At 71.5% G+C, this 19822-nt stretch carries 14 protein-coding genes and 1 tRNA gene; all 15 read left to right on the top strand.

The window, feature by feature from the left end:
• Window positions 1–2: 2 nt before the first annotated feature.
• A complete protein-coding gene (locus ACWD4P_RS19095; RefSeq protein WP_449780352.1) occupies window positions 3–782 on the top strand; it encodes a hypothetical protein in 780 nt (259 codons plus the stop codon).
• Between the two features lie 123 nt (window positions 783–905).
• On the top strand, window positions 906–1823 hold the full coding sequence (locus ACWD4P_RS19090) for a hypothetical protein (RefSeq protein WP_449780351.1): 918 nt from the start codon (window positions 906–908) through the stop codon (window positions 1821–1823).
• A gap of 152 nt (window positions 1824–1975) precedes the next feature.
• Window positions 1976–2854, top strand: coding sequence for a hypothetical protein (locus tag ACWD4P_RS19085; RefSeq protein ID WP_449780350.1), 879 nt, complete (start codon window positions 1976–1978; stop codon window positions 2852–2854).
• Window positions 2855–3259: 405 nt separating this feature from the next.
• Window positions 3260–3823, top strand: a complete 564-nt coding sequence (rplJ, locus tag ACWD4P_RS19080) for a 50S ribosomal protein L10 (protein WP_045693068.1) — start codon at window positions 3260–3262, stop codon at window positions 3821–3823.
• Between the two features lie 91 nt (window positions 3824–3914).
• Window positions 3915–4298 carry a 50S ribosomal protein L7/L12 gene (gene rplL / locus ACWD4P_RS19075; RefSeq protein ID WP_359823749.1) on the top strand — a complete coding sequence of 128 codons (384 nt, stop codon included), beginning with the start codon at window positions 3915–3917 and terminating at the stop codon, window positions 4296–4298.
• Between the two features lie 719 nt (window positions 4299–5017).
• A complete protein-coding gene (rpoB, locus tag ACWD4P_RS19070; RefSeq protein WP_359823751.1) occupies window positions 5018–8494 on the top strand; it encodes a DNA-directed RNA polymerase subunit beta in 3477 nt (1158 codons plus the stop codon).
• A 98-nt stretch (window positions 8495–8592) separates the two neighbouring features.
• The gene (locus ACWD4P_RS19065; protein WP_359823754.1) at window positions 8593–12486 is read left to right on the top strand and encodes a DNA-directed RNA polymerase subunit beta'; all 3894 of its coding nucleotides are present in this window, start codon (window positions 8593–8595) and stop codon (window positions 12484–12486) included.
• A gap of 187 nt (window positions 12487–12673) precedes the next feature.
• Window positions 12674–12747 (top strand) — tRNA-Met (locus ACWD4P_RS19060).
• 171 nt (window positions 12748–12918) lie between these two features.
• On the top strand, window positions 12919–13593 hold the full coding sequence (locus ACWD4P_RS19055) for a DUF4097 family beta strand repeat-containing protein (protein ID WP_359823757.1): 675 nt from the start codon (window positions 12919–12921) through the stop codon (window positions 13591–13593).
• An 82-nt stretch (window positions 13594–13675) separates the two neighbouring features.
• A complete protein-coding gene (locus ACWD4P_RS19050; RefSeq protein ID WP_449780349.1) occupies window positions 13676–14863 on the top strand; it encodes a sensor histidine kinase in 1188 nt (395 codons plus the stop codon).
• A complete protein-coding gene (locus tag ACWD4P_RS19045; protein WP_359823762.1) occupies window positions 14860–15540 on the top strand; it encodes a response regulator transcription factor in 681 nt (226 codons plus the stop codon). Before ACWD4P_RS19050 ends, ACWD4P_RS19045 begins: the two co-directional genes overlap by 4 nt.
• Window positions 15541–15658: 118 nt before the next feature.
• Complete coding sequence (locus ACWD4P_RS19040; RefSeq protein WP_359823764.1) at window positions 15659–16276, top strand: hypothetical protein; 618 nt, start codon at window positions 15659–15661, stop codon at window positions 16274–16276.
• A gap of 117 nt (window positions 16277–16393) precedes the next feature.
• Window positions 16394–17134, top strand: coding sequence for an SIR2 family NAD-dependent protein deacylase (locus ACWD4P_RS19035; RefSeq protein ID WP_449780348.1), 741 nt, complete (start codon window positions 16394–16396; stop codon window positions 17132–17134).
• Window positions 17135–17224: 90 nt separating this feature from the next.
• Complete coding sequence (locus ACWD4P_RS19030) at window positions 17225–18439, top strand: cytochrome P450 (protein WP_449780347.1); 1215 nt, start codon at window positions 17225–17227, stop codon at window positions 18437–18439.
• A 115-nt stretch (window positions 18440–18554) separates the two neighbouring features.
• Window positions 18555–19822: serpin family protein (locus ACWD4P_RS19025; RefSeq protein ID WP_449780346.1), on the top strand; the 1268-nt coding region annotated here is incomplete at its 3' end.

Raw genomic sequence — 19822 nt, 5'->3', positions numbered from 1 at the left:
CCGTGCCGCCCGCCCCTCGCCCCGCCGTTCTCGTGGCGGCCCTGCTGCTCGCCACCACCACCGGGTGCAGCCTGCTGGCCGCCCCGACCACCGCCACCCCCGGGGGGCCCGCGCCGGTGCCGCCCAAGCAGGTGGTGCTGTCGGCCGCGCAGGCACTGGACGATTCCGGCAGCGCCCGGATCGACGTGGTCCAGGAGGGCCCCGCCGGCCGGCGCACCGCGAGCGGCTCCCTGGTCTGGGGTGCCTCGGACGAGGCCGTGCTGACCGTCACCGACGAGCTCGGCAGCGGACGGCTGACCGTGAAGGACGGCACGCTCGACCTGGCCTACCAGGGCGGCGCGGCCAAGCACGCGGAGCGGAGCACCGCCGAGTCGGTCGACCCCGGGGCGGGCCCGGACCCGGAGGGCTTCGCGGGCGGCTGGACCACCGCCCTGATCACCAACCCGGGCGGCCGGGCGTACGACGTCGCCCAGGGCGTCAAGCTCACCTCGCTCGGCGGCGAGCAGCTGGCCGGGGTGACCGCGGCGCACTACCAGGGCTCCGCCCCGGTGGCCGAACTGTTCGGCAAGGACGATGAGTTGAGCCCACCGCGGCGCGCCGCCACGCTGGACTGGTACCGCCGGCACGGGGTCACGGCGATCGGCTACGACGTCTGGGTCGGGCCGGGCATGCAGTTGCTGCGGCTGCGCGAGACGGTCCGGGGGAGTGCGGGAACCACGGTGACCACGACCGATGTCTCGGCCCCCGGGGCCGCGGACGCGACGCCCGCCGCGGGCGGCTGACGGGGGAGGGACATCCGGTGCGCGGGGCTTCCGACGATCCGTTAGAGTCCGTCCGTCGGTAAGAACATGAGAAGAGCATGAGAAGAACCGATGGTCAGTTCTTCCGGCTCTTGAGGGGGAGCCATGGCTGGAACCCGCAAGACTGCCGTCGCCGTCGTCCTCGCCGCCCTGGCACTGACCGCGACCGCGTGCGACAAGAACGACAAGAGCGCCGCCCCGGCCGCGCCGACCACGGCCGCCGCCGGCTCGGCCGCCCCGTCGACCGCCGCCCCGGCCGCCGGCGCGAAGCCGGAGAAGGTCAGCCCGGCGGTCTTCCTGGAGCAGGTGACCCAGAAGACCGGCGCGGCCAAGTCGGCGAAGGTCGAGGAGGTGATCAAGGTCGGCGACGCGGTCACCATGACGGGCCAGGGCGCGGTCTCCTGGGCCGACGGACTGGAGGCCGACCTCACGATGGATCTGTCGGGCTCCCCGATGGGCAAGCTCGTGACGCCGATCACCGGCGGGCCGAAGGCGCACTACCTCTACACCAAGGAGGCGGCGTTCCTGGCCCTCGGCGGGGAGCTGCTGCAGAGCGGCGGCCCGCGCTGGGTCCGCTACAGCACGGCCGACATGGCCAAGGCGTCCGGCGGCGCGACCGACCAGCTGCAGAGCGCGGACCCGGTCCAGGGGGTCCGGACGCTGATCGCCGGCGGCAAGGTCGCCGAGGTCGGTCCGGAGACGGTGAACGGCAAGGCCACCACCCACTACTCCGGCGTGCTCACCACCGCCGACCTGGGCAAGGCCGCCACCCAGGGCATCACCCAGGCCCAGGCCGACCGGCTCAAGGCGTCCCTGGACGCGGCCGGCATCAGCAGCGAGCAGGTCGACGTCTGGGTCGACGCCGACAAGCTCGTGGTCAAGCGGACCGAGCAGGCCGAGAGCAAGGCCGGCCCGGTGAACGTCACCGTCAGCTACGCGGACTACGGGACCCCGGTGATCGCCGCCACCCCGGTGGACTCCATCGACGTCGCCGACCTCCAGAAGGCCGTCGACGGCAGCTGAGCCGTCCGGCCCCCGGTGCCCGGCTCCTCGCTCGGCCGACCCGGTGGATCCGGCGGCCGAGGGGGGCCGCCACCGGGCCGACCGGGGACGGGTGGCAAGGTGGCGGGAACGAGGCCCCGTCGGGACGGGGCCGGGCGAGAGGGGAACGGGCGATGGCGGGACGGCAGCGGTTGGCGGCGGTGGCCGTCGTCGTCCTGCTGGCCGGCGGGCTGAGTGGCTGCAGCGGGGGCGGGAACGCGCCGGCCACGGCGTCCGGCAGCCCGAGCCCGACCGCGGCCCCGCCCTCCACCGCCTCCCCGAGCGCCCAGGCCAAGCCCACCGACCGCTCGCCGCACGGGGTGCTGCTCTCCGCCCAGCTGGCCATGCAGACCGCCCGCCGGGCCAAGGTCAGCTACCGGCTCGGAGCGGAGGCCGGGTCCGGCCCGCTGTTCTGGCAGCCCAAGACCGCGCTGCAGATCAAGCGCTCCACCCCGGGTGAGGCCGAGCAGCTGATCGTCGTGGACACCGTCGCCTACCAGGGCGGGGACGCCGCCACCGCGGCCCGCAACGGTGGCAGGCACTGGGAGCGCTTCACCGTCCCGCCGGACCCGGACGGCCACAAGGAGATCCCGTACGCCGGGCTGATCGACCTGCTGAACCCGGTCGAGGCGCTGACCGCGGCCACCGCCGAGGGGGCGGACCCGGTCTTCGTCGGCGAGGAGAAGTTCGAGGACGCGACCACCGAGCACTACCGGGTCACCACCACCGCCGAGAAGTACGCGGCGGCCCAGACCCAGCTGACCCAGTCCCGCCGGGACGGCCTGCGGGCCGCGCTGTCGCCCGGCGGCTCGGCCGCGCTGACCGTCGACCTCTGGCTGAACGACAAGGACCAGCTGGTCCGGCTGCAGCGCACCGGCAGCGGGGACAGCGGCCGGGCGGACGACACGGTGCTCTACACCGACCTCGCCGGGGCACTGCTCTCCGCGCAGGCGCCGGCCGAGGCGGACACCGCGGACACCGGCGTCCGGACGGTCTCCCCGCTGGCCCGCTGAGCCGTGCCGACGGCGGCCGCGGCGGCCGCGAGGACGGCCGCTCCGGGGCCGCCACCGGGCCCCGTCGGTTGCTCCGCCCGAGGGCGATTTGCACCTCGTGAACGGATCCGGCTAATCTGGCCGAAGCCAAAGACCGCTGGTTGTCACCACGCCCCCGTCAGGGAGCAGGTGGCCGAAGGATCTGCGCTTCGTCGCAGGCAGCCCGCGCAGGTGTGTCTGGAGCTTCGACTTCCGGGTACCGCGTCCGCGCGGCCGCCCGTCGAGGTCGTTCCGAGCCCCGTGCCCCTGCGCACCGGGGCTCATTGCATTTGCAGGAGCTTTCCTTCCGTCCGGTCGGTCCACGGCGACCCAGGTCGACTTTCGCGGTCGGCCCGACTTCGACATCACGGAAGGAGGCGTAAGCCTATGGCCAGGCCCGACAAGGCTGCTGCCGTCGCCGAGATCACGGACAAGTTCCGCGGCTCCTCCGCGGCGCTGCTGACCGAGTACCGCGGTCTCTCGGTGAAGCAGGTCAAGACCCTGCGTCGCTCGCTCGGCGACAACGCCGAGTACGCCGTGGTGAAGAACACGCTGACCAAGATCGCGGCCAATGAGGTCGGGATCACGGAGCTCGACGACCTGTTCAACGGTCCGACGGCTGTCGCCTTCGTCACCGGTGACCCGGTGGAGTCGGCGAAGGCTCTGCGTGACTTCGCCAAGGAGAACCCCGCTCTCATCATCAAGGGCGGTGTCCTTGACGGCAAGGCGCTGTCCGCCGATGAGATCAAGAAGCTCGCGGACCTCGAGTCCCGCGAGGTGCTGCTCGCCAAGCTGGCGGGTGCCCTGAAGGCCAAGCAGTCCCAGGCTGCCGCGCTCTTCCAGGCCCTGCCGTCGAAGCTCGTCCGCACTGTGGACGCGCTGCGCGACAAGGTCGAGCAGGGCGGTGCCGGTACGCCGGCTCCCGCCGCCGAGGACGCTGCCGCCGAGTAATTCGGCAGGCTCACGCCTCGCTGCGGGCCCGTACGCCCGCCCCACCCGTACATCCGGCACCAACCTGCCGATTTAGTGGAAGGACGCCATCATGGCGAAGCTGTCCCAGGACGAGCTGCTCGCGCAGTTCGAGGAGCTCACCCTCATCGAGCTGGCCGCCTTCGTGAAGGCCTTCGAGGAGAAGTTCGACGTCACCGCCGCCGCCCCGGTCGCCGTTGCCGCCGCCGGCGTTGCCGGCCCGGCCGCCGAGGCCGCTGAGGAGCAGGACGAGTTCGACGTCATCCTCGAGGCCGCCGGCGACAAGAAGATCCAGGTCATCAAGGAGGTGCGCACCCTGACCTCCCTCGGCCTGAAGGAGGCCAAGGACCTCGTTGACACCGCTGGTGCCAAGGTCCTGGAGAAGGTTGCCAAGGACGTTGCCGAGAAGGCCAAGGCTGCCCTCGAGGGCGCCGGCGCCAAGGTCACCGTCAAGTGATCTTGCGCCCCCTCTGAGGGGGCGTGCGGCCGGGCCGATCACCCTTGCGGGTGGTCGGCCCGGCTTTTTCGCGTTTCCGGGCCGGAACGGGGGCCCGCCGGGCCGGGCCGAGCCCCGCCGGGCCCGGGCTCCCCCGACCGGCCGGATCGGCCCGCGGTGTGGCCGACGGCCCACTCGGCACCGTCGGTGCCGGGGGGTATGGTGATCAACGTCGTCGAGGGCGGCCCCACCACGGCTTCTGTAACGCCGAGGGGGTCCGGACCGATAGACCGGTCGAGGCCCGCGCCGCCGGCGGGCCCTTGACGAACCCGGCGCGGCGCGCGATTCTCAAGGCGCGAGTCCGCCCGGTTGGTCCGCTACTGGATGCATAACCAGTGGCTCCGGCGGGAAATGACTCCACGTGAGTTAGAGCAGTACCCGGTGGGCGCCCGCGCTCGCCGGCTACCGGGAGGAGTCTCCGATTCGGTCTCCGAATCAGAGCTGGACAGCAGTGTCGCCTTTGGCTACACTGTCCCTTTGCGCTGCCTGTTAGCTGCTCCGTGACTCGTCGCCCGGAGTTTGCGTTGCCCTGAAGGGGTCTGGCACCGCCTCCGCAAAGCGGCTCTGACCTCGGGTTTCGACCCTGGCAGAGGCCAGCGGCGAGGGAGGCGGCACCAAGCCCAAGCAGGCCCGGCTGGTACGCGCGTAGTGAGCTCCGAGCCCTCGGAAGGACCCCCCTCTTGGCCGCGCCGCGCAACGCCTCGAACAATTCCGCCGCATCCACCGCCCCGCTCCGCGTCTCCTTCGCGAAGATCAAGGAGCCCCTCGAGGTCCCCAACCTCCTGGCCCTGCAGACCGAGAGCTTTGACTGGCTGCTCGGCAACGCGGCCTGGAAGGCCCGGGTCGAGGCGGCCCTGGAGAGTGGTCAGGACGTCCCCACGAAGTCCGGTCTGGAGGAGATCTTCGAGGAGATCTCCCCGATCGAGGACTTCAGCGGGTCGATGTCGCTGACCTTCCGCGACCACCGTTTCGAGCCGCCGAAGAACTCCATTGACGAGTGCAAGGACCGCGACTTCACGTTCGCGGCCCCGCTCTTCGTCACGGCCGAGTTCACCAACAACGAGACCGGTGAGATCAAGTCTCAGACGGTCTTCATGGGCGACTTCCCGCTCATGACCCACAAGGGCACGTTCGTGATCAACGGCACCGAGCGTGTCGTCGTCTCGCAGCTGGTCCGCTCCCCGGGTGTGTACTTCGACTCCACCCTGGACAAGGTGTCCGACAAGGACATCTACTCCTGCAAGGTCATCCCCTCGCGTGGTGCCTGGCTGGAGATGGAGATCGACAAGCGCGACATGGTCGGCGTCCGCATCGACCGCAAGCGCAAGCAGTCCGTCACCGTGCTGCTCAAGGCGCTCGGCTGGACCAACGAGATGATTCTCGAGGAGTTCGGCGAGTACGAGTCGATGCGCGCCACCCTGGAGAAGGACCACACCCAGGGCCAGGACGACGCGCTGCTGGACATCTACCGCAAGCTGCGCCCGGGCGAGCCGCCCACGCGCGAGGCCGCGCAGACGCTTCTGGAGAACCTCTACTTCAACCCGAAGCGCTACGACCTCGCCAAGGTCGGCCGTTACAAGGTCAACCGCAAGCTGGGCAACGCCGAGTCGCTGGACTCCGGCGTGCTCACCGAGCCCGACATCATCGGTGCGATCAAGTACCTGGTGAAGCTGCACGCGGGCGAGACCGAGTGGCGTGACGACGAGGGCCGCGACATCGTGGTCGAGGTCGACGACATCGACCACTTCGGCAACCGTCGCCTGCGCAACGTCGGCGAGCTCATCCAGAACCAGGTCCGTACGGGTCTCGCCCGCATGGAGCGCGTCGTGCGCGAGCGCATGACCACCCAGGACGTCGAGGCGATCACGCCGCAGACCCTGATCAACATCCGGCCGGTCGTCGCCTCCATCAAGGAGTTCTTCGGCACCAGCCAGCTGTCGCAGTTCATGGACCAGACGAACCCGCTGTCGGGCCTGACCCACAAGCGCCGTCTGTCCGCGCTGGGCCCCGGTGGTCTGTCCCGTGAGCGGGCCGGCTTCGAGGTCCGTGACGTGCACCCCTCGCACTACGGCCGCATGTGTCCGATCGAGACCCCCGAAGGCCCGAACATCGGTCTGATCGGCTCGCTGGCCTCGTACGGCCGGGTCAACGCGTTCGGCTTCATCGAGACGCCGTACCGCAAGGTCGTCGACGGTGTGGTCACCGAGAAGGTGGACTACCTCACCGCCGACGAGGAGGACCGCTACGTCATCGCCCAGGCGAACGCGCCGCTGACCGCGGACCTGCACTTCGCCGAGCCGCGTGTCCTGGTCCGCCGCCGCGGCGGCGAGATCGACTACATCCCGGGCACCGAGATCGACTACATGGACGTCTCGCCGCGCCAGATGGTGTCGGTCGCGACCGCCATGATCCCGTTCCTCGAGCACGACGACGCCAACCGCGCGCTCATGGGCTCGAACATGATGCGCCAGGCGGTGCCGCTGCTGAAGAGCGAGGCTCCGCTGGTCGGTACCGGCATGGAGTACCGCTGCGCCGTCGACGCCGCGGACGTCATCACCGCCGAGAAGGCCGGTGTCGTCCAGGAGGTCTCGGCCGACTACGTCACCGTGGCCAACGACGACGGCACGTACACCACGTACCGCGCCGCCAAGTTCACCCGCTCCAACCAGGGCACCGCCTTCAACCAGAAGGTGCTCGTGGACGAGGGCTCCCGGGTCGAGGTCAACCAGGTGCTGGCCGACGGCCCGTGCACCGACGAGGGCGAGATGGCCCTCGGCAAGAACCTGCTCGTGGCGTTCATGTCGTGGGAGGGTCACAACTACGAGGACGCGATCATCCTGTCGCAGCGCCTCGTGCAGGACGACGTCCTCTCCTCGATCCACATCGAGGAGCACGAGGTCGACGCCCGTGACACCAAGCTCGGCCCCGAGGAGATCACCCGGGACATCCCGAACGTCTCCGAGGAGGTCCTGGCCGACCTCGACGAGCGCGGCATCATCCGCATCGGCGCCGATGTCGTCACCGGCGACATCCTGGTCGGCAAGGTCACCCCGAAGGGCGAGACCGAGCTGACCCCCGAGGAGCGCCTGCTGCGCGCGATCTTCGGCGAGAAGGCCCGTGAGGTCCGCGACACCTCGCTGAAGGTGCCGCACGGTGAGTCCGGCAAGGTCATCGGCGTCCGCGTCTTCGACCGCGAAGAGGGCGACGAGCTGCCCCCGGGCGTCAACCAGCTGGTCCGCGTCTACGTGGCCCAGAAGCGCAAGATCACCAACGGTGACAAGCTCGCCGGCCGTCACGGCAACAAGGGCGTCATCTCGAAGATCCTGCCGGTCGAGGACATGCCGTTCCTGGAGGACGGCACCCCGGTCGACATCATCCTCAACCCGCTGGGTGTCCCGTCCCGAATGAACCCGGGACAGGTCCTGGAGATCCACCTCGGGTGGCTCGCCAAGCAGGGCTGGGACGTCTCCGGCCTCGCCGACGAGTGGGCCCAGCGCCTCCAGGCGATCGGCGCCGACACCGTCCAGGGCGGCACCAACCTCGCCACCCCGGTATTCGACGGCGCCCGCGAGGACGAGATCACCGGCCTGCTGGACAACACCACCCTCACCCGTGACGGTGAGCGCCTGGTGAACTCCACCGGCAAGGCCCGGCTGTTCGACGGCCGCTCCGGCGAGCCGTTCCCGATGCCGGTCTCGGTCGGCTACATGTACATCCTCAAGCTGCACCACCTGGTCGACGACAAGCTGCACGCCCGCTCGACCGGTCCGTACTCGATGATCACCCAGCAGCCGCTCGGTGGTAAGGCGCAGTTCGGTGGCCAGCGCTTCGGTGAGATGGAGGTGTGGGCCCTCGAGGCGTACGGCGCGGCCTACGCGCTCCAGGAGCTGCTCACCATCAAGTCCGACGACGTCCTCGGCCGAGTCAAGGTCTACGAGGCCATCGTCAAGGGCGAGAACATCCCCGAGCCCGGCATTCCCGAGTCCTTCAAGGTCCTCATCAAGGAAATGCAGTCGCTCTGCCTCAACGTGGAGGTGCTGTCCTCGGACGGCCAGTCCATCGAGATGCGGGACTCCGACGAGGACGTGTTCCGCGCCGCCGAGGAGCTCGGCATCGACCTGTCCCGGCGCGAGCCCAGCAGCGTCGAAGAGGTCTGACGGAGGTTGGGCCGGCCGCAGCAGCGGCCGGCCCGCCCCCAGGCCCCCCTCAGACCACATGAACGACTCTCGACTTACGAAAGAGGGCTTGACGACCAGTGCTTGACGTCAACTTCTTCGACGAGCTCCGCATCGGCCTGGCCACCGCCGACGACATCCGCCAGTGGTCGCACGGCGAGGTCAAGAAGCCGGAGACCATCAACTACCGCACCCTGAAGCCCGAAAAGGACGGACTCTTCTGCGAGAAGATCTTCGGCCCCACCCGGGACTGGGAGTGCTACTGCGGTAAGTACAAGCGCGTCCGCTTCAAGGGCATCATCTGCGAGCGCTGCGGCGTCGAGGTGACCCGCGCCAAGGTGCGCCGCGAGCGGATGGGCCACATCGAGCTGGCCGCCCCGGTCACCCACATCTGGTACTTCAAGGGCGTGCCGTCGCGTCTGGGCTACCTGCTCGACCTGGCGCCGAAGGACCTCGAGAAGGTCATCTACTTCGCCGCCTACATGATCACCTGGGTCGACGACGAGCGCCGCCAGCGCGACCTGCCGTCCCTGGAGGCGCACGTCTCGGTCGAGCGCCAGCAGATCGAGAACCGCCGCGACTCCGACCTCGAAGCCCGCGCCAAGAAGGCCGAGACCGACCTGGCCGAGCTGGAGGCCGAGGGCGCCAAGGCCGACGTGCGCCGCAAGGTGCGCGAGGGCGCCGAGCGCGAGATGAAGCAGCTGCGCGACCGCGCGCAGCGCGAGCTCGACCGCCTCGACGAGGTGTGGGCCCGCTTCAAGAACCTCAAGGTCCAGGACCTCGAGGGCGACGAGCTGCTCTACCGCGAGCTGCGCGACCGCTTCGGCACCTACTTCTCCGGCTCGATGGGCGCCGCGGCCCTCAAGGACCGCCTGGAGACCTTCGACCTGGCGGAGGAGTCCGAGCGCCTGCGCGAGATCATCCGCACCGGCAAGGGCCAGAAGAAGACCCGTGCGCTCAAGCGCCTCAAGGTCGTCTCCGCGTTCCTGCAGACCACCAACAAGCCCAACGGCATGGTGCTGGACTGCGTCCCGGTCATCCCGCCGGACCTGCGTCCGATGGTGCAGCTGGACGGTGGCCGCTTCGCGACCTCCGACCTGAACGACCTGTACCGCCGCGTGATCAACCGCAACAACCGCCTGAAGCGCCTGCTCGACCTCGGTGCCCCCGAGATCATCGTGAACAACGAGAAGCGCATGCTCCAGGAGGCCGTCGACGCGCTGTTCGACAACGGCCGCCGCGGCCGTCCGGTCACCGGCCCGGGCAACCGCCCGCTGAAGTCCCTCAGCGACATGCTGAAGGGCAAGCAGGGTCGTTTCCGTCAGAACCTGCTCGGCAAGCGAGTCGACTACTCGGCCCGTTCGGTCATCGTCGTCGGCCCGCAGCTCAAGCTGCACCAGTGCGGTCTGCCGAAGGCCATGGCGCTGGAGCTCTTCAAGCCGTTCGTGATGAAGCGCCTGGTCGACCTGAACCACGCGCAGAACATCAAGTCGGCCAAGCGCATGGTCGAGCGCGCCCGTCCGGTCGTGTGGGACGTCCTCGAAGAGGTCATCGCCGAGCACCCGGTCCTGCTGAACCGTGCGCCCACCCTGCACCGCCTCGGCATCCAGGCCTTCGAGCCGCAGCTGGTCGAGGGCAAGGCCATCCAGATCCACCCGCTCGTCTGCACCGCGTTCAACGCGGACTTCGACGGTGACCAGATGGCCGTCCACCTGCCGCTCTCCGCGGAGGCGCAGGCCGAGGCCCGCATCCTGATGCTGTCCTCGAACAACATCCTGAAGCCGGCCGACGGTCGCCCCGTCACCATGCCGACCCAGGACATGGTGCTCGGTCTGTTCTTCCTGACCTCGGACCGCGAGAACGTGAAGGGCGCCGGCCGCACCTTCTCGTCGACCGCCGAGGCGATCATGGCCTTCGACGCCCGCGACCTGGACGTCCAGGCCCCGATCGAGCTGCGCCTGCCGGCCGGCACCGTCCCGCCGCGCGGCTGGACCGCCCCGGTGGACGAGGAGGGCCAGTCGTCCTGGTACGACGGCGAGCCCTTCCGCCTGAGCACCACCCTGGGCCGCGCGCTCTTCAACGAGCTGCTGCCCGAGGACTACCCGTTCGTCGACTACGAGGTGGGCAAGAAGCAGCTCTCCGCGATCGTCAACGACCTGGCGGAGCGCTACCCCAAGGTCGTCGTCGCGGCGACCCTGGACAACCTGAAGGCGGCCGGCTTCCACTGGTCGACCCGCTCGGGTGTCACCGTCTCGATCTCGGACGTCGTCGTCCCGCCGAGCAAGCCCCAGATCCTGGAGGGCTACGAGGCGAAGGCGGAGAAGGTCCAGCGTCAGTACGAGCGCGGCCTGATCACCAACGACGAGCGCAAGCAGGAGCTCATCGGCATCTGGACCCAGGCGACCAACGAGGTCGCCGAGGCCATGAACGTGAACTTCCCGAAGACGAACCCCATCTTCATGATGGTCGACTCGGGTGCTCGCGGAAACATGATGCAGATGCGCCAGATCGCCGGTATGCGTGGTCTGGTGTCGAACGCCAAGAACGAGACCATCCCGCGACCCATCAAGGCGTCGTTCCGTGAGGGTCTGTCCGTGCTGGAGTACTTCATCTCCACCCACGGTGCCCGTAAGGGTCTGGCCGACACCGCCCTCCGTACCGCCGACTCCGGTTACCTCACCCGTCGTCTGGTCGACGTCTCCCAGGACGTCATCATCCGCGAGGAGGACTGCGGCACCGAGCGCGGCCTGAAGCTGGCGATCGGCTCCGTGGGTGCGGACGGCGTGCTGCGCAAGGCCGACGACGTCGAGACCAGCGTCTACGCCCGCATGCTGGCCGAGGACATCACGGTGGACGGCAAGCTCCTCGCCACCGCCAACACCGACCTCGGCGACGTCCTGATCGACGAGCTGATCCGCCACGGCATCGGCGAGGTCAAGACCCGCTCGATCCTGACCTGTGAGTCGGCCGTCGGCACCTGTGCCATGTGCTACGGGCGCTCGCTGGCCACCGGCAAGCTGGTCGACATCGGCGAGGCGGTCGGCATCATCGCCGCCCAGTCCATCGGTGAGCCCGGTACCCAGCTGACCATGCGTACCTTCCACACCGGTGGTGTGGCCGGTGACGACATCACCCAGGGTCTGCCCCGTGTCGTCGAGCTCTTCGAGGCCCGTACCCCGAAGGGTGTGGCCCCGATCTCCGAGGCCGCCGGCCGGGTCCGGATCGAGGACACCGAGAAGACCCGCAAGCTGGTCATCACGCCGGACGACGGCAGCGACGAGATCGCCTACCCGGTCTCCAAGCGCGTGAAGCTGCTCGTCAGCGAGGGCGAGGCGGTCGAGGTCGGCCAGAAGCTGACCATGGGTGCCACCAACCCGCACGACGTCCTGCGCATCATGGGCCAGCGTGCCGTCCAGGTCCACCTGGTCGCCGAGGTCCAGAAGGTCTACAACTCGCAGGGTGTGTCGATCCACGACAAGCACATCGAGATCATCATCCGGCAGATGCTCCGCCGCGTGACGATCATCGAGTCGGGCGACGCCGAGCTGCTGCCCGGCGAGCTGGTCGAGCGCGGTCGCTTCGAGCAGGAGAACCGCCGCGTCGTCGCCGAGGGCGGTCACCCCGCCTCCGGCCGTCCGCAGCTGATGGGTATCACCAAGGCCTCGCTGGCCACCGAGTCCTGGCTGTCGGCCGCCTCCTTCCAGGAGACGACCCGGGTCCTCACCGACGCGGCGATCCACGCCAAGTCGGACCCGCTGCTGGGCCTCAAGGAGAACGTCATCCTGGGTAAGCTCATCCCGGCCGGTACGGGTCTGCCCCGCTACCGCAACATCCGGGTCGAGCCGACCGAGGAGGCCAAGGCCGCGATGTACTCGGCCGTCGGCTACGACGACTACGACCTGTCGCCCTTCGGCGCCGGCTCCGGCCAGGCGGTCCCGCTGGACGACTACGACTACGGCCCGTACACGGGCTGAGTCTCCCTCCTCGCCCGTCATCGGGCAGGAGGGACCCAGGTCATCGATCGCAGGGCGGTCACCCTTCGGGGTGGCCGCCCTGCGGCGTCCCCGGGCCGCCGGTTTGGTCGGCGGCGGGGTCGGCGGGTGCCGGTCGGGAAACCGGTTAGGTATTTCGGCCGGAGTCGCGTAAGCTCGTGTTCACCGACGCGGGGTGGAGCAGCTCGGTAGCTCGCTGGGCTCATAACCCAGAGGTCGCAGGTTCAAATCCTGTCCCCGCTACTCAGACGAAGGGCCCGGAGGCATCAAGCCTCCGGGCCCTTCGGCGTTCCCGGGCCGGCCGGCTCCGTCGTGCGGGGGAGGGGCGGGAACCGCTCCGGAGGGGGAGGCGGCGGGGGCGGCGTCCGGGGAAGGGTTCTCGGTGTCGGACGAGGACCTTCGAAGGGGCCGGGGATGAAGCGGGTGCTGGGCGCGGCGGCGATCACGGCGGCGGTCGTGCTGGGGATGCAGGGGTGCCTGCCGTTCGGAGGCGAGGACGAGCACCTGACGCTGAGCTACGGGGTGGCGGAGCCGGTCCGGGAGCTCGTCGTCGAGGGGATCGACGGCGGTGTGGTGGTGAACGGCGGCGGCGACGGCGTGCACGTGGTCGAGAAGCAGAACTACTCCGGGGACGTCCCGAAGAGCACCCACCGGGTGGTGGACGGCGTGCTGACGCTGACGTACGACTGCCGCCACTGCGGCGTGGGCTACACCGTGCAGGTGCCGGCCGGGACGAAGGTGCGGGTCAAGGCGGGCAACGGCGGCGTGAGGCTGTCCGGGCTGGCCGGCGAGACGGAGGCCGAGGTGACCAACGGCGGGGTCGAGGCCGACGGGCTGCGGTCCCCGCGGGTCCGGCTCTCCTCGGTGAACGGCGGGGTGCGGGCCGGTTTCGCCGTGGCGCCGTCGACGGTGGAGGCGAGCACCACGAACGGCGGGGTGCGGCTGCGGGTGCCGGCCGGGGAGGCGTACACGGTGGACGCCCGGGCCTCGACCGGCGGGGTGGAGGTGGGCGTCCCCTCGACGCCGGGTGCGGAGCACCGGATCACCGCGCGGGCGGACACCGGCGGCGTGACGGTCAGCGGTGCCTGACGAGGGCGTTCCGGAGGCACTGCCGGTAGGGCATGATCTTCTCCGCGGGGTCGGGGTCCCCGGGTACGGGGGAGGGGCGACGGTGGAGGTCTCGGCGCGCTGGCGGGAACGGGCGGAGGGGCTGAGCCCGTACGTGCTGGACACCTTCCTGGCACTCTGCTCGGCGGCGGTGTCGGTCTGGTCGGTCTACAACGACCGGACGGCGTGGCCCTGGTGGGTCTACCTGCTGGCGGTGTCCACCGCGCTGTTCCTGCCCTGGCGGCGCCGGATCGGGCTGCCGCTCCTGATCGTGGGCAGCCTGCCCGCGGTGCTGGTGACGGTGCTCGCGCACTCGGCGAACCCGCAGGTGCCGCTGTACGCGGTGATCGCGATGTACACCGTGGCGGAGCGCTTCCCCGACTGGCAGCGCTGGCCGGTGCTGGCGGCCGTGCTGGTCAGCAACGTGATCGGCACCCGTTCGCCGGACGGCGCGCTGTTCAGCGCGCTCACCTCGGCCGGCTCCTTCGTCTTCGGCGCCCTGGTGCGCGCCCAGCGGCAGCTCGCCCTGGTCCAGGCGGAGCGGGCCCGGGAGGCCGGGGAGCGGGCCGCGAGCGACGCGGCGCGGGCGGTGGTGGAGGAACGGGCCCGGATCGCCCGGGAGATGCACGACATCCTGGCGCACGCCGTCTCGCTGATGGTGATCCAGGCGGAGGCCGGGCCGGTGGTGGTGCACGGCGACCCGGACCGGGCGGTCCGGGCGTTCGACACCATCGCCGACACCGGCCGGGACGCCATGGTCCAGCTGCGGCGGGTGCTCGGGGTGCTGAAGGACCCGGAGGCCGGCCGGGAGCTGGCCCCGCAGCCCCGGCTGGCCGAGCTGGCCGGGGTGGCCGAGCGGGTGCGCGCGGCGGGGCTGCGGGTGGAGCTGGAGCTCCCGGAGGAGAAGGACCCCGTGCCGGCCGACGTGGCGGCGGCGGCGTACCGGATCGTGCAGGAGGCGCTGACCAACACGGTCAAGCACGCCGGGGCGTCCCGCGCGGTGGTGCGGGTCCGGCGGGTCGGGGAGGTGCTGGAGGTCGTGGTCTCGGACAACGGCCGCGGGGTGCCGGCGCCGGTCGGCCGTACGGTGGCCGGCTGGTCCGGCGGCCGCGGGCTGGTGGGCATCCGGGAGCGGGCGGCGGCCTGCGGGGGGCGGGCCGAGGCCGGGCCGGGGCCGGAGGGCCGGGGATTCGTGGTCAGCGCCCGGCTGCCGTCGGGCGCGGGCACAAGGACGGAGAGGGAGGACGGATGACACCGATCCGGGTGGTCGTCGCGGACGACCAGGAGCTGGTGCGGGCCGGGTTCGGGATGATCCTGGACGCGCAGCCCGACATCGAGGTGGTGGCCGAGGCCCGGGACGGCGCCGAGGCGGTCGAGGCGGTGCGCGCGCACGGCCCGGACGTGCTGCTGCTGGACGTCCGGATGCCGGTGATGGACGGGCTGGAGGCGGCCCGCCGGGTGTGCGCCGAGTTCCCGTCCACCAAGGTGATCATGCTGACCACCTTCGACGTCGACGACTACGTCTTCGACGCGCTGTACGCGGGCGCCAGTGGCTTCCTGCTCAAGGACGTCCGGCGGGACGACCTGGCGCACGGGGTGCGGATGGTCGCCTCGGGGGAGGCGCTGCTCGCTCCGTCGGTGACCAGGCGCCTGATCGGGGAGTTCGCGGCCCGTCGGCCGGGGGCGCCGGAGCGGGCGGTGCGGCCGCCGTCCCGGCTGCTGGAGCAGCTGACCCTGCGCGAGCAGGAGACGCTGCGGCTGATCGCCCGGGGGCTGTCCAACGCCGAGATCGCGGCCGAGCTGGTGGTCAGCGAGCACACCGTGAAGACGCACGTCAGCAATGTGCTGAGCAAGCTCGGGCTGCGGGACCGGGTGCACGCGGTGGTGTTCGCGTACGAGGCCGGGGCGGTGGTGGCGGGGGAGTCCTGACGGGCTCCCCCGCGCGGGGGAGGCGGGGAGTTCACCGGTGCGGGCGATCCGGGACGAGGGGCCGGGCGGCCAGGCTCTGCGGTGTCGGAACGAACGGACCACACCACTGGAGCATCGGATGAACGCCGCCCCGCGTGCCGGAACCACCCGCCTCGTCCCCTACGCGGTCGTCGGCGCCCCCGCCCTGATGGCCCTCTACGGAGGCATCCGCCTGGTGCCGGGCTCCCGCGCGCCGGGCCCCGGCTGGACCGCCGGCCACACCGCGATGTTCCTCGGCCTGCTGCTGTTCGTCCCCGTCCTCCTGGCGCTGCACCGACGGCTCGCCCCGCGCGGCACGGCCGGGCGGACCGCGGCCGGGGCGGCGCTGGGGGCGGCCTTCGCGGGGCTGCTCTGCTCGCTGGCACAGATCGGCATCGACCTGGTCGTCGGCCTGACGGCGGCGGACAAGGCCGAGCAGTCGCGGCTGTTCGACCGGGTGCAGGACGTCCCCGGCGTCCTGCCGGTCGTCTACCAGATCGGCCCGCTGCTCTTCTACGTCGGCCTGCTGGCGCTGCTGACCGCGGCCGCCGCGGGCCGCACCCGGACGCTGCGCTGGTGGAGCCCGGTGCTGGCGCTGCTCGGCACCCTGGCCGCGGGCACCGACCTGGCCCTGATCCCGCTCGCCGCCGCCTGCTACCTGCTCGCGCTCGCCCCGCTGGCCCGACCGGCCGCCGCGCCGCGGGCCGCCCTGGCCTGACCCGTGGGCCCGGGCCCGGCGGGCGGGCCCTGACTCGAAGCGGGCGGTCCGGCCGGAAACGCGCCCCGGCCGGATTATCGGTGGCCCCGGGCGGGTGGCCGACCGTACCGTCCGGGTATGAACGCGAAGCGCCCCCTGATCGCCGTGCTCACCGGCGCGGGCATCTCGACGGACTCCGGCATCCCCGACTACCGCGGCCCGCAGGGCCTGTGGCAGAAGGATCCGTCGGCCGAGGAGCTGGTCACCATCGGGCCGTACCGGGACGACCCCGAGGTGCGCCGGCGGGCCTGGCGGATGCGGCTGGAGACGGGGGCGGCGGCCGCCGAGCCGAACGCCGGGCACCGCGCGCTGGTCGACCTGGACCGTTCCGGCCTGCCGCTGCGGGTACTCACCCAGAACATCGACGGGCTGCACCAGAAGTCCGGGCTGCCCGGCCGCAAGGTGCTCGAACTGCACGGCAACCTCCGGGAGACGCGGTGCCTGGGCTGCGGGGCGGTCGGCCCGATGGCGGAGGCGCTGGCGCGGGTCGGGGCGGGGGAGCCGGACCCGGACTGCCGGGCCTGCGGGGGGATCCTCAAGCCGCACATCGTGATGTTCGGCGAGAACCTGGATCAGGAGGTGCTCGGCCAGGCGGACGCGATCACCCGGGCCTGCGACGTGTTCGTCGCGGTCGGCACCAGCCTCCAGGTGTTCCCGGTGGCGGCGCTGCCGTACAACGCGGTGAAGTCCGGGGCGAAGCTGATCATCGTGAACGGCGAGCCCACGCCGTACGACGAGGCGGCGGCCGAGGTCGTCCGGGAGCCGATCTCCCTGGCACTGCCCCGGCTCGTGCGCCGACTTGTCCGGGAAGGGGCCTGAGCGGGTGCCGGAAGGGTCATGTTCGCGGATGTACCGCGTGCGTACGATGATCCTTCCGGCTTCCCCCCTCTGGCCAGGAGTGATCGACCGATGACGACGACGGCGAAGTTCGACCCCTGGTCGGCGGCGTTCGTGGCCCACCCGTACGACGCGTACGCCGAACTGCGCGAGCACGCGCCGGTGACGTACTTCGAACCGACGAACCAGTGGCTCGTCTCCCGCCACGAGGACGTCAGCGCCCTGCTCCGCGACCGCCGGCTCGGCCGCACCTACACCCACCGCTTCAGCCACGCCGAGTTCGGCCGCCCCGAGCCCGACCCGGCGCACGAGCCCTTCCACACCCTGAACGACCACGGGCTGCTGGACCTCGAAGGGCCGGACCACACCCGGCTGCGCCGGCTCGTCTCCAAGGCCTTCACCCCGCGCATGGTCGAGGGCCTGCGCCCCACCGTGCAGCGGCTGGCCGGAGAACTGGTCGACGAACTGCTCGCGGCCGGCGGCGGCGACCTGATCGCCACCGTCGCCGAGCCGCTGCCCGTCGCCGTGATCGCCGAGATGCTGGGCGTGCCGGAGAGCGACCGGCACCTGCTCCGGCCGTGGTCCGCCGACATCACCGGGATGTTCGAGCTCAACCCGACCGAGGAGGCCGCCCGCCGGGCCGTCACCGCGAGCGTCGAGTTCTCCGACTACCTGCGCACCCTGATCCGCGAGCGCCGGACGAACCCCGGAACGGACCTGATCAGCGCGCTGATCCAGGCCCAGGAGGGCTCCGACGCGCTCAGCGAGCAGGAGATGATCTCCACCTGCGTGCTGCTGCTCAACGCCGGCCACGAGGCGACCGTCAACACCACCGGCAACGGCTGGTGGGCACTGTTCCGCAACCCCGGGGAACTCGCCCGGCTGCGCGGCTCGGTGGACGAGCTGCTGCCGACCGCCGTCGAGGAACTGATGCGCTGGGACACCCCGCTGCAGATGTTCGAGCGCTGGGTGCTGGAGGACATCGAGGTCCGCGGCGTCACCATCCCGCGCGGCGCCGAGATCGCCCTGCTCTTCGGCTCCGCCAACCGCGACCCCGAGCGCTTCGCCGACCCGGACCGCCTCGACCTCGGCCGCACCGACAACCCGCACATCACCTTCGGCGCCGGAATCCACTTCTGCCTCGGCGCCCCGCTTGCCAGACTGGAGCTCGCCGAGTCCTACGGCACCCTGCTGCGCCGGGCCCCGGGCCTGCGGCTGGTCCGCGAGCCCGAGTGGAACCCGGGCTACGTGATCCGCGGACTCAAGGAACTGCTCGTCGAGGTGTGACGGACCCGGCCCGTGGAGCGGGTCGAGTCCCGGGACGAGCCGCTGGAGCTCGGGGCGCTCCGGGACCGAGCCGGGGCGGGCGGAACCGGGTGGCGGGGCGGCGCGTCGAAGGGCCATGACGAACCGCAGCACCGCAACCCGTCGTACCGCCCGCCGCCCGGCGGCGCCGCTCCTCGCGGCCGCGCTCGCCGCGCCGCTGCTCGCCGGCTGCGGCAGCACCGGAGCCGCCGCGCCCGTGGAGCTCCGGGTGGCCGCGCCCACCAGCCGGCCGGCCGTCGACCCGGCGCAGGTCGCCGCCACCGCGAGCGCCACCGGGGCCTTCGGCCTGGACCTCCTGCACGCCCTGACCGCCGAGCCGGCCGCCGCCGGCGGGAACCTCGTGGTCTCCCCGTCCGGCCTGGCCACCCTGCTCGCCATGCTGCTGCCCGGCGCCCGCGGTGCCACCGCCGAGGAACTGGCCAAGGCCCTGCACACCGAGCTCGGCCCCGAGCAGTACGCGTACGCCACCGGCGCGCTGAACCGGCCGGTCCCGGCCACCGAGGGCCTCACCCTGCGCCGCAGCGACGACGTCTGGACGCAGCGGGGCTCGGCCGTCGAACCGGCCTACCTGGCCACCCTGGCCGCCGCCTTCGACGCCGGCGTGCACCAGGCGGACTTCGCCAAGGACCCGGACGGTGCCCGCAAGACCGTCAACGCGGCCGTGGAGAAGGCCACCGACGGCCGGATCAAGGACCTGTTCGGCCCGGGCGGGATCACCGCGAACACCCGGCTGGCACTCACCGACGCCCTCTACCTCAAGGCCAGGTGGGCCTCCGCCTTCAAGCCCTCGCACACCGCCGACCGCCCGTTCCACAAGCTCGACGGCTCCGCCCCGGCCGTCCCCACGATGGCGCAGACCGGGACCTTCAAGTACGCCGACGGCTCCGGCGGGATCGTCGGCGAGCCCTGGCAGGCCGTCGAGCTGCCCTACGCGGACGGCGGGCTGGCGATGGACCTGATCGTCCCGGCGCAGGGCGGCTTCGCCGCCTTCGCCAAGGGCCTGGACCAGCCCCAGCTCGACCGCGTCCTCGGCGCGCTCGCCGAGCGGCCGGTCGACCTCCGGCTGCCGCGCTTCCGCTTCGACACCTCGAACGAGCTCACCCCCGCGCTGCGCTCGCTCGGCGTGCGGGCCGCCTTCGACGGGGCCGACTTCGGCGGCATCGCCAAGGACCCGCTGGCCGTCGGCACGGTGGTGCAGAAGGCGACCGTCGCGGTCGACGAGGACGGCACGGTGGCGGCGGCCGGCAGCGGCGCCGGGATCGCCGCGGCGGCGGCGCCGAACGCCGACCGGCCGGTGGGGGGGGAGCACGAGCCGCCCGGCCTGCTCGTCTGGTGGGCGTACGT

The sequence above is a fragment of the Kitasatospora sp. NPDC002543 genome, from assembly GCF_053594915.1.
The sequence above is the reverse complement of the archived record's forward strand: the minus strand, read 5'-3'. Positions and strand labels throughout refer to the sequence as shown.